This is a genomic window from Marivirga aurantiaca (genome assembly GCF_016679925.1).
Taxonomy (GTDB): Bacteria; Bacteroidota; Bacteroidia; order Cytophagales; family Cyclobacteriaceae; genus Marivirga; species Marivirga aurantiaca.
In genome coordinates this window covers 1,127,070-1,138,863 of record NZ_JAEQBW010000001.1, presented here as the reverse complement: position 1 = coordinate 1,138,863, position 11,794 = coordinate 1,127,070, and the positions used below count along the sequence as shown (strand labels likewise).

Below are 11,794 nucleotides of genomic sequence, written 5' to 3'. Positions count from 1 at the left end.
AAAGGCCAGCACCTAACAATGTTTAAGAAATTATAGCGGTTTAAGTGATAGAACGACAGTAAGAAAATATAAAAAAGGTCTATATTAAAGCGAAAAGTTACGCTACTATTCTTATACTAGACCGTTAACAGTTATCCCACTTAGATGATAGAATTACCAGAAAAGGCAAAGGATCATTATAACTCGAAAAGTAAAGAGCTGATTAAGATAATCAAATCGACTAAAGATAGGCCGAAAAGTAACACGCCTAAGCAAGAGAATTCAATCTTACACAAACATCCTATCCTTAATCTTGGACCAATTGATGGAATGGATTGGAAAGATGAATTTGGAACTTACGCCACAAATAGAAAAGGAGAAATCACAGGGTTTCTGGATTACGAATCAAGGAGTGAATATTTAAAATTCGTTAGATCTATCTACAAACAAAATAAGATTCAAAAGCACATATCATATGATTTAGTAGAATCAACCTGCTTTGATTGGATGATCAGAACTTACAAGGAGGAAAATATTCCAAGCTTTGCAGATTATTTACTCCGTACGCTGAATGAAAACTTCAAGACTTACTGGTTTTTCTTTCCTGTAATGTTCCTGGAAATTGAAAAGGGTTTTCAATCGGGAAAAGTCAGCATCGACTTTCTGAAGGATTCAGATTTTGATTCTTTCGGTAAATCCATTGGCTTGAAAAGTGAAGTTATTGATCGTTACAAAAAGAGATTTTCTGGTCAAGTAATGGCATCTGTTGCCCTAGGTTTTTACGATCGGGAGAAGGCAAAAATTGAAGCTTTTAAAGCATGTGGTTTAGCAATTGATGGTATAAAAATGTATTGTCAAACTGTAGATTTTCCATCTATATATACAGATTTCGACATTGAATACCGAGTAAGGTTGAATCCAAGTATGAACTTTCTGTCAATGGAAATTGAAATGGAAGGAGTTGCAATAAACCCTAAAGATCTACAAGACCATATCCAAAGAAACCCAAACCATTTCATACTCATTAAAGAGTATTATGAGATGATGGTACAAGAAGGTTTTGAGGTGGTTTCAAAATTTATTGCTAGTCCATCAAAGAACGAAATCGGTCAGTTGGTTAAGAAAGGGATTCATTTGTATGCGCTAGCTATGTCAACAGGTGATACATACAGAAGGATTGTGGATCTTTTTATTATCGTTGAATCCTTTTTAATAAAGAATGAGACCGAACCAATATTGAGTTCTTTAACCAAGTATTTCCCCAAAATTGTTACCAAGAATACAGAAGATCGAGCTCTCATGAAACGTATATTACCAGCCATGTATGCTGTTCGTAGTGGAATCGTGCACCATGGAAAGAATAAAGAATTTCAACTTAATGATCTTGCAATTTTTCAACGGAGTGTCAGGATTATGATTATTCGTTTTATTGAATTCTCTCGAAAGTATGAAACTAAGCTTTCAGTACTAAAAGAAATCGATGATGCAATGGACAAAGCTTATTAAAAGAAATGTACAAACTGCTAACAGGTGCTAAAATCCCTAGCCCCTTTCTCAAGCACTGCGGAGTTTCTATAAGAGTGTAATTTATATTTAATCAACCAGTTCAAATTCAACAATCAAATCAGCTACGGATAATTCAAATTCACCGGCTTCTGTGATCGCTTTTCCGGTGGCATCAAAGTATTTTAAGTCGTCTGCAGTTAACTCAAAAGTTACCGTTTTGCTTTCTCCCGCTGCCAGGCTAATTTTCTCAAACCTTCTTAAGCGTTTTACATCAGGCGTAATTTTGCTGGCATATAAATCGCTGCTAAACAGCTGAACCACCTCTTTTCCGGCTCTTTTTCCGGTATTTTGCACGTCCACACTCACTTTAATGGTTTCGCCTTTTGAAAAGGTGTTTTTAGCCAACTTTAAGTTTTTATACGCAAAAGTGGTATAGCTTAAGCCTTCCCCAAATCTGAATTGCGGGTTATAATCTGCTTCATAATTGTACACGCCTTCTGCTTTTTTCTGCTCTTCAGAGGGTTTATGAATATAAGAAATGGTCGCGTTGGGGTAGCGAGGATAGGTATAAGGTAATTTACCACTTGGGTTTACATCTCCGAAAATGATATCTGCCAATGCATCTCCTCCGAAGTTGCCCGGCAGGTAAGTCTGCACAATGGCGTCCATTTCCTGCTCAAACTTACTAATGATGCGCGGACGGCCTTCATTTAGGATTAAAATAACAGGTTTGCCGGTGGCTGCTAATCTTTTGGCTAGCTCGGTTTGATTATCAGACAAATACAAATCATTTAAATCGCCCGGCTTTTCGGTGTAGGTGTTCTCCCCTACGCATAGTAAAATCACATCTGCTTTAGCGGCCATTTTAACAGCTTCTTCCAGTCCATCCAAATGATCTTCATAGTAAGCGCCATCCATTTTGTAGCTGACACCCGGCTTATAATACACATTCTTCTCTCCTATTTCTTTTTGCACCGCTTCTAAAACGGTATTGTACTGACCGGCATATTCCTCCGTCTTCTCCCCTTGCCATGAATAAGTCCAGGCACCGTTTAAAGTCCGCATAGAATTAGCATTAGGACCGGTTACCAGTACTTTTGAGCTTTTAGCCAGCGGTAGAATATTCTCAGTATTCTTCAATAAAGTGATGGATTCTGCTGCCATGTCATAAGCTGCTTTTTCAAATTCTTGGCTGCCAAATTTCGGGTAATCACTGTAGTGCGTGTTGGGCTTCTCAAAAAGATTTAAGGCCATTTTAACCTTCAGGATTCTTCTTACCGCATCATCAATACGCTCCATTTTCACCTCTCCTTCATTCACCAGTTCCACCAAACCTTCGCAGAACGGCTCATATTGGTAGGGAATCATGGACATGTCGATTCCGGCATTAATGGCCATTCGTACCGCTTCTTTGTTGTTGGGTGCTACTCGGTCACGTCTGTGCAGGTTTTCGATATCAGCCCAGTCGGTTACCACCAAACCTTCAAAGCCTAGCTCCTCCTTCAAAAGCTTGGTCAGCAAGTCGTAGTTCGCATGCACCGGAATGCCGTTGATAATACCTGAATTGATCATAATGGTATGTGCTCCGGCTTCAATGGCTGCTTTAAAAGCGGGCAAATGATATTCCCTCAATGCATCAGGAGAGATATAAGCCGGTGTTCTGTCCTTACCAGAAACAGTAGCATGGTAGCCTAAAAAGTGCTTCAAGCTGGAAGCGACATGCGTAGGATCACCAATATTGTTTTCTTCTCCTTCGTAACCATTGATCATTTCCACACCTAATACTGTGCTTAAATAAGGATCTTCCCCGAAAGATTCCCACATGCGTGAAAAGCGCGGGTCGAGGCCTAAGTCCAATACTGGAGAGAAATTCCATGGAATATTGCTCGCACGGGTTTCATAGGCAGTAATTTCAGCACCTTTTCTTACTAAATCACGGTTACGGCTGGCAGCCTGACCAATTTGCTGCGGAAACATGGTAGCACCCACCGTGTAAGTGGCTCCATGGATTTCATCTACTCCATAAATAATGGGAATGCCCAAACGGGTTTCTTCCATCGCTACTTTTTGTATTTCACTGATGATTTCATACCATTTTTTAGTCGTAAGTGCACGGTTATTGGCGGTGTTCAATACGGATCCGATATGATAATCCACCAAAGCACGTCTCAGGGAATCGGGATCCAAAGCCAGGGGTTCATCGCTGGCAAATCGGGTTTGCCCTTTTCCTACCACATCCAGGGTGATTTGGGCCATTTGACCTACTTTCTCTTCCAGCGTCATTTGCTGAAGGAGTTTTTCTATTTTTTCGTTTGGTGACTGGCCTTTTACTATGCAAATACTTGCGATAAACAAGCTTATTATAAGTCCTATTCTATAGTTCATGCTGTTTGATTGTGTTGTTTTAATTATGTTTAGTTTATTCATTTACGGTGGTCTGTGAGCCACAGACCACGGTTTCACTATTTTTAACCTCCTTATTTCAAAAAATCCCCCATTATCCCCTCCCGATGCGGTCGGGACAGGCTTTTATTTAGGGGGAGCGATTCTACTTCTGTTTTAATTTCTCTTAAACTTTTAAAGAATTACTAATCTCTGCCATGGTCTGTGGCTCACAGACCATTGATTCTTATCTTTTTTAAGTTTTGTTTAATCCTCTTTATATGCCCTCGCCGGGCTGGCAATACTTTTTCCCTTGATGGAAAAAGTATTCAAAAAGATCAAGGCTGGATTCATTTTTTAACGCCATTTTTCATCATCCATTGGGAAATGAAAGAAACTCCCTGCGGTCAGACACTTTCATTTCTGATCCAATGTTTAATGAAAAATACCTAAAATGAATCAGGCCGTTGTGTTCTAATGTCGTTTTTAATTATTTTAATGTTCCTACAATGTCGGCCTTGGTCTGTGGCTCACAGACCATTGATAGACTATTCAAAGCACATAAGTCGCCACTTCCCCAGCCTGCAGTTTTGTTTGAACTGTTTGTTTATTCAGTGAAATATTAAATTGTTTGCTTCCTGTGCCATCATTCAAAACGATCACTACCGTGCTGCCATCGGTGTTTCGAAATGCTACATTGGGCAATTGCTCCGGTATATTGGAAGCTATTCTTTTGCCACCGGGCCTAACGTATTTAGAAGCCTGGGCAATTATGTAATACGCAGGATTTCTGGTCACCTCATTGCCATCAATCGTGATAGCGCCCAGGCATCTGTCGCAACCGCCTCTGTCGGTATGCGGTTCCTGATTTTCATCAGCGGCCAAATTCCATTCCAACACAGTTTTGCACCAATTTCTGGTGGCGCCAATGATCAGCTCCCTCGTATGCCACGACAAATTATCGGGGAAATCTCCCGGAGCACCTATCCATTGCTCAGTGAAATAGAGGTTTTTATCCGGATGTGCTTCATGCACCTCAGAAATCGCTTCAATTTCACCGCCATATAAATGAAAGGCCGAGCCATCTATGTACTTGTTGGCTTCCGGATCATTCAAAATGCTGATCGGGTAATCCGGCCTATCTGCATTATGATCATAGATGATGATTTTTGTCTTCAAGCTTGCAGACTCAAAAGCCGGTCCCAGATGGTTTTTAATAAACACAGCCTGTGCTTCAGGGAGCATTAACAGACTTGGGTTATTTCCCGGATGTAAAGGCTCATTTTGCACTGTGATGGCATCAATAGTAATCCCTTCTTTGGCCATTTGCTGTACATATTTTACGAAATACAAAGCATAGGCCGGATAATGATCCTTCAATAAACTACCACCCCGGGTATCATTATTGTCTTTCATCCAAACCGGTGGAGACCAGGGCGAAGCCATCAATTTCAACTCAGGATAAATAGTCAGGATTTCCTTTAATACAGGAATTAAGTACTTTCTATCATAGCCTAAATCAAATTGCTTTAATTCAGGATCTGTTTCCCCATCTTTTACATCATGATAGGAAAATATTTGTTCATCCAGGTCGGAGGCGCCCAAACTCAAGCGCAAATAACTCACCCCAATGCCTTCCTGAGCACTAAATAATTCCTTTAACAATTCCTTACGGATGGCAGAATCCATTAAAAATAAATGCTTGGCACTTCCGCCTGTCAACGTAAAGCCAAAGCCATCCATTTCCTGATAGGTGCTGTCCGGTTGTATAATTATGACCGGAAGCTCATCAGATTCTGTATTGGAAAAGCTAATCTGCTCCTCAAAAAGTTTCTTAGACTCATCTGCTGTGCTACGCATTACAATTACTGATTTTTCGGTTTTTTCATCCTCTGCTTTACCGGACCGGCAAGCCGACAATCCATAAACAACCGCTAAAAACAGCAGGCATACGCTTACTCTAAAATTTTGCATTCTACTATTTTATAAGGTTTTTGTAAGGATTTATTTAATCAATACTTTTTGGACAGCCCTGTATTGAGAAGTTATAACAGTTAGCAGGTATAAACCTGAATCCAACTGATGGTTTACTACTAATTCTTCTGCTCCATCTTCAGGCATCAATTTCATTAAAGTTTCACCATCAACTGAATGAATAAATATAAATTCCGGGCGCTCTGAACCTGTAAATTTTATGGTGAAGGAAGATTGTGAGGGGTTTGGAAAGATAGTAACCAGCTCATCTTTCAAAAGTTCCCGATTGGCTGTAGGTACTTCCCCATCAGGAATTTTACTTAAAGAGAACCAGTTGATGTTAAATAAAGAAGCTTTTGCCAATAACCTGATTTTATGCAAACCTTTTTCCAGTGTGGCATTACTTCCTTCGGCACTGGCCCATGTTTGCCAGCCTCCGGTAGCGGAGAATTCTACTTCACTTAAAGTTTCTTCAGCTCCTTCATCAGGGATTAATTTAAGTGCCAAAGCGCCTCCATTATCTTGTGAAGCCACTCTGTATTTCACAGAATAACTGCCTGATTCTTCCACATCTATCATATAATCGAGATAATCGCCATTGTCGGTATAGCCCACATTCATTCCTCCACCACTGTCTTCTGTTTCTTCCAGTTCAAATCCGTTGTTCAAAACAAAATCCTCTGCCTGAATCCTCCCAGGCACCACATGAGGAATTACGCCATTTTCCAGTTCTATTGTGACTGATTCATTGGTGAAATCTTCCATCACCACTCCGGATTGAGTAGTGACAGAAGATCCGGAATAGCTTACTAAAACCGTATCATGGTAAAGCAATTGTTCCTCCAGCTGTAAGGTAATAACTCTTTGATTTTCAGAGTCATGAACAACAGAATTTATAGTAGCATCTGCTCCGTTAATACTCACCGAAAAACCAGCATCTTCAGGAACTTCATTAAAGGCCTGGTTAAAGATTAGTTTTACCTCTTTTTTTTTATGGGTTGCTTTCTTTTCGATGGCTTTTGGCTGCTCAACGGAGGCTTCCGGCCCCTCCAACTGGAAATAGTTCAAATTGAATCCCCCGGTTTCAAAATACAGCTTAAGCTTTTGTGTTCCTTCTTTCAAGTAAACATCTTTTACTGTGGTTGTCTCAAACGTTTGATAATCAGAAGTATTTGGCAAAGCAATCACTTCTGTAGCGGCAACATCATCTATCAATACTTTCATTTTACCGCTTGTATTAGTCGAGGCGGTTCTGATATTCAATTGATAGTTGCCTTCTTCTTCCACATTAATGGTATAAAGTAACCATTCTCCATCTTCTATCCAGCCAACATTGTAGCCATTGCCCGGTTCATCTTCAGTGGCTTCAATATCTACGCCATCATTTCGGTAACTGTAACCGCTGTTCCAGGTAGCGCCACCGGCATTACCTGTGGTGTTGGATGATACATTATCATGATAAGCGAATCCTTCCTTACCCAAATCATAATTCACCGCAAAAATGATGTTTTCTCCCTGAGGAGTAATCAGATTAGAATTATATGGAATAGTTTCATCAGTATGAGGTTGTCTGATTTTGGCATCCACTACCCCTTTATGGTAGATGTTATTTTCCAGCTTCAAATCTTCTGTCATTTGCATGAGAGCTTCATAGGCCTCAGATTCAGAAGGTTTTTCTCCGTCATTGTTCCAATAGTTCAGAATATCCTCATAACCGGTATTTCTCTTAATCTGCAAAGGGTTGTTGCTTCCCAGTTTTTTAAGCGGCCACCATGCCCAGCCCATTTTGTTTTCTTCAAAAAGCGAAATGGCATTCGTAAACCAGGTGTTAGAATTTTCTCCCGTTTCTCCCAGCCAGATAGGCACGTTGCGCTCTTCACGCATATCCAACATCCCTTGAATAGCTTCGGTTGTATTCGCATTCCAGTATTTATGGTAGCTGATCACAATGTTATCATCCCATAAAGTGGGGAGTCCGCTATAATTATTTCCCCAGCAATTGCCTTCAATAATTACGATATGGTTTTCATCTACTTCCCTGATGGCTTCAGTAATATCTTGCTGTAATTCCCAAAGCAATGCATTTTCAGATTCAGCACATCCATTCGGGTCTGATTCATGATTTTGAAATCCCCAATTGGGCTCATTTATAATGTCATAACCTGCCAACATGGGTTCGTCTTTGTATCGCTCTGCCAGTTTTCTCCAGAGCGCAACAGTTTTTTCACGGTTGGCTTCGCTTTCCCATAAAGAAGGTTTGGAAGGGTCATAATCACTGATATCAGCATTTTCACCTTGTCCGCCAGGCGCGGCATGTAAATCTAAAATCAGGTACATATTATTGGCTTTACACCATTCCAGGAGCGCATCGGTCATTTCAAATCCTTTGTCTATCCAGGTGATTTCACCTTCCACGGCTTCTTCCTCAATGGGAGGTGTGAAAAGTTTATAATGCATAGGTAATCGCACCAGGTTATAACCCCATGAAGCCATGGAATCAATATCTATTTTTCGTACATGATTAGCGAGCCAGGCATCATAAAATGCTGCTTTTTTTTCTGATCCTATTAATTCTACAATGCGGGCTTCCAATTCATGCTGAGGTCCTGAAGTGCCCAGCATGTATCCTTCCTGAAGCATCCAGCCACCCAAGCCTATTCCTCTGAAAATGATTTCATTACCATCTTCATTGGTAATCTGAGTGCCATTAGCTCTTAAAAAGCCTTGAGAATGACTTTTTTGAGCAAATAACAATAAAAGCAAAACCAGACCAAAAGAAAATGATCGAATTAGACAATTTAAAATCTTCATTATCAGTTATTTATATTTATATATTTCTTTAAAAAATTACCGACAGAAAAAAATCCTGCCGGCAATTAAACTAAACAATTATGCTTACTAAAATTAAATTACACAAAAGATAGACGTTCCCCCTCAATGCTATTAAGTTAAGCTATATTTTATACCCCATCCTTGTATCCTTCCCCAAGGTGAGAAGGAGAATTGTCTTAACTTAATATGATAGCCACCCACTATAACTATCGGGGCTGACTTTAAGTGGATACCATCGATTCTCATTTAATTGCCTAATAGGCTCTATTTAATTCATTTCTACTAATTCCACATCGTCTATCGTGACTCCATCGGCTCCGAGATTACCATCCCAGCTGCCTACTTTTATCAGCACATAAACCGTCCCTGCTTCTGCAAAGGATTTAGTGGCTCCCGGCTCTACTCTGCCAGTGGTATAATCTACCCCATCTACCGGTGCAGTGGTAGAAACATAAAACTCAGTCCACGAGCCTGTTGCACCTGCATTATCTACAGTGGCTTTCAATTTGTAGATTTGCCCTGCTTCCACTTCTACTGACTGCCATACCCCCACATTGGTTTGAGTGGATTCTGTGCCATTGGAGAAATTCATCACACCATCAGCAATTTCAACATCAGTTAAAGCCATACCCATGTCCGTGATGGTCCATAAGCTTGCATCGTCCATACTGCTTCCACTTAAGATGTTGGCTCCTTCTGTCAGTCTTTCCTGAGCAATAAATTCAACATTGTCCAAAATGAGTCCTTCCGTGCCTAAGTAGCCATCCCAACTTCCTATTTTGATGACTAAATAATATTCACCGTCTTCAGCTATGTTTACATTACCGTCACCCAAACAAGAGAGCTCTGATAAAGCGTTATCGAAAGCGTCTGTCCCGCAGCCTGTCCAGGTATTTAAACCTGTAAAAACACTTCCTTGCGGATCAATGCCTTCTTCCGGAGCTTCATCAAGCAGTATGACTTCCATCCATGAATTCATCATGCCTGAACCTTGCAAATCTGCATCAAATGTATATGCTCTGCCTCCTTTTAATGTAACTTCCTGCCACATGGCAATATTAGATTGAGCAGGATCGCTGTTTGAGAAATGAACAGCTCCATCCTGAAACTCATAAACAGTTTCAGTGCTGCCTGTATTCATAAAATTCCAGACAGAAGGATCTGACATATCTCCACCCACCACAGCGCTGGTACCTGCCACAGCATCCGTAGCAACTTCTACTTCTTCTGAGGAAGTGGAATGTCCGCCTGCACTTAAGGTAGTTAATGTTACGGTATAAGACCCTTTATCTTCAAAAAAGGCGGTATCTGTCTGGCCGCCTGCGAAAGGCTCGGCACCTGTTCCCAAATCCCATTCATACAAGAAAGCATTATGTGTGCTGCTGTTAAGTAAATAGGTGTTTCTCATGCCTTCAATGGCTTCCACAGTAAAAGCAGCTTCCGCTTTTTGCCCCAATGATAAATCCTCATTTTCAGGGGTACAGGAAATCCCTATCAACAAAAGTCCAAGGACTACAAAACTTTTGATTCTTAATTTTATATCTAATTTTTTCATTATTTCAGTTTTAAGATTAATAAGCCGGGTCTTGCTCTAGTAAAGTGTTAGTCAACTCCAGTAAAGGAATAGGCAGTTTATCATGCTTCCCTTCCACATACCCTCTATCTTCCAGCGCCTGGGCTGCACGTCCTGTACGCACCAAATCGAACCATCTATGTCCTTCACCTGCTAATTCCAGCCTTCTTTCACTCATGATATTATCAAAACTGACAGGAACAGATCCTAAACCTACTCTGGCACGTACTGCATCCAATAATGCTTGTGCTCTGCCAGCATCTCCTCCCCCTCTTACTATTGCCTCAGCTTCCATTAGGTAAGTATCTGCCAATCTAATTTCGTAGGTGTCCTGGAAAAAATTCAACTCATAGTTTCCTCCGCCTTCTGACACATCATCTTGCTTTCCTGCAAATTTTCTTAGAAAGTAACCGGTATTTTGATAGGACTTTTCATAGCTCACTACACCGGCAGCTTCCAGGCTGTCGAGATTAACAACTGTAGCAGTATATCGAGGGTCATATAAGCCCCCTCCCAATTGAAAAGCCTGTGCTAAGCTTTCTGTGACAGGATTAAATCCCCACCCTGATACAAAATTAGGAGCCCCGGCATTTTCATTCTCTATGGAATAACCTCTAGGTGCCAACATAATATTAAGCACATTTCCTTCCGTACAACCAATGCAGTCCCACACACCGTTGGAAAGTGAGGTATGAGAAACTTCTAAAATGGCCTCACTGTTGAATTTATTATTACTGTCCCACAAATCTGCAAAATTATCGACCAGACGATATCCATACTCACTGGTAGCGCCAGGGGTTCCATTCACTTTAGCCAATTGTTCAGTGGCCTGACCAAATTTTTCTTGCTGTAAGTACACCTTACCTAATAAGGCAAGAGCTGTACCTGCCGAGGCTCTTCCAGCCTCAGTAGTCTTATCAACTTGTGTTGGTAAATTAGGAATGGCTGCTAGTAAATCTATCTCAATTTGTTCAAATACGGCTTCTCTGCTAGCTTGCTCTACATTGTACATCTCGGAAGAGGGAATTGGCTCTGTCAATAAAGGAATCAGATCAAACAGTCTGATTAAATCAAAATAGTAGAAAGCTCTCAGAAACCTGGCTTCCGCGGCAAATCTTTCCCTTACACCTTCATTCATTTCCGCTTCAGGCAACTTTTCAAGTAATTTATTCGCGCGGAAAATACCGGAAAAACCTTTGCTCCATAATACATCCTGGGGACCTGTAGCGGCATCTAAACTATAGCTAGACCACACTTGTGCCGCTGTGATGTCATTGGCGTTTCCGCCACCTGCCACATGATCGTCAGAGGCAGAATTAGTAGCGAAGGTTTTAGTAATTAAATTACCGCCTACCCAACCAATAGGATCATATGCTGCTATCAAACCTTTATAGGCTTCTTCAGCATTTCTGTAATAATTATCTTCCAGGCTTCTGCCTTTAGGCTCTACTTCCAGGAACTCATCGCTACAAGCTCCCGTCAAAAACATGCCGGTGAGCAGTAAAGCTATATATTTTAAGTTTGTTTTCATTGCTGTGTTTTTTAATT

6 protein-coding genes are annotated in these 11,794 nt (G+C 40.8%); 1 reads left to right on the top strand and 5 read right to left on the bottom strand.

Going from position 1 to position 11,794, the window contains the following annotated elements:
- Nucleotides 1–144 precede the first annotated feature (144 nt).
- Nucleotides 145–1,485 (top strand): HEPN domain-containing protein, encoded by a 1,341-nt coding sequence (locus JKA74_RS04785; RefSeq protein WP_201430006.1) that lies wholly within the window; start codon nt 145–147, stop codon nt 1,483–1,485.
- Between the two features lie 87 nt (nt 1,486–1,572).
- Here the strand turns inward: JKA74_RS04785 and JKA74_RS04780 are convergent, their stop codons facing one another.
- The 5 genes from JKA74_RS04780 to JKA74_RS04760 form a co-directional block, all read right to left on the bottom strand.
- Nucleotides 1,573–3,870, bottom strand: a complete 2,298-nt coding sequence (locus JKA74_RS04780) for a glycoside hydrolase family 3 N-terminal domain-containing protein (RefSeq protein ID WP_201430005.1) — start codon at nt 3,868–3,870, stop codon at nt 1,573–1,575.
- Between the two features lie 549 nt (nt 3,871–4,419).
- Nucleotides 4,420–5,841 carry a glycoside hydrolase family 30 protein gene (locus tag JKA74_RS04775; RefSeq protein WP_201430004.1) on the bottom strand — a complete coding sequence of 474 codons (1,422 nt, stop codon included), beginning with the start codon at nt 5,839–5,841 and terminating at the stop codon, nt 4,420–4,422.
- 30 nt (nt 5,842–5,871) lie between these two features.
- A complete protein-coding gene (locus tag JKA74_RS04770) occupies nt 5,872–8,652 on the bottom strand; it encodes a carbohydrate-binding protein (RefSeq protein ID WP_201430003.1) in 2,781 nt (926 codons plus the stop codon).
- A 289-nt stretch (nt 8,653–8,941) separates the two neighbouring features.
- Nucleotides 8,942–10,228 (bottom strand): PKD domain-containing protein, encoded by a 1,287-nt coding sequence (locus JKA74_RS04765; protein ID WP_201430002.1) that lies wholly within the window; start codon nt 10,226–10,228, stop codon nt 8,942–8,944.
- A gap of 16 nt (nt 10,229–10,244) precedes the next feature.
- Nucleotides 10,245–11,777 carry a RagB/SusD family nutrient uptake outer membrane protein gene (locus JKA74_RS04760; RefSeq protein ID WP_201430001.1) on the bottom strand — a complete coding sequence of 511 codons (1,533 nt, stop codon included), beginning with the start codon at nt 11,775–11,777 and terminating at the stop codon, nt 10,245–10,247.
- Between the last annotated feature and the right edge of the window lie 17 nt (nt 11,778–11,794).

Coding starts and splice junctions, on each gene's coding strand:
- JKA74_RS04785 (WP_201430006.1), top strand. CDS start 145: ATGATAGAATTACCAGAAAAGGCAAAGGATCATTATAACTCGAAAAGT.
- JKA74_RS04780 (WP_201430005.1), bottom strand. CDS start 3,870: ATGAACTATAGAATAGGACTTATAATAAGCTTGTTTATCGCAAGTATT.
- JKA74_RS04775 (WP_201430004.1), bottom strand. CDS start 5,841: ATGCAAAATTTTAGAGTAAGCGTATGCCTGCTGTTTTTAGCGGTTGTT.
- JKA74_RS04770 (WP_201430003.1), bottom strand. CDS start 8,652: ATGAAGATTTTAAATTGTCTAATTCGATCATTTTCTTTTGGTCTGGTT.
- JKA74_RS04765 (WP_201430002.1), bottom strand. CDS start 10,228: ATGAAAAAATTAGATATAAAATTAAGAATCAAAAGTTTTGTAGTCCTT.
- JKA74_RS04760 (WP_201430001.1), bottom strand. CDS start 11,777: ATGAAAACAAACTTAAAATATATAGCTTTACTGCTCACCGGCATGTTT.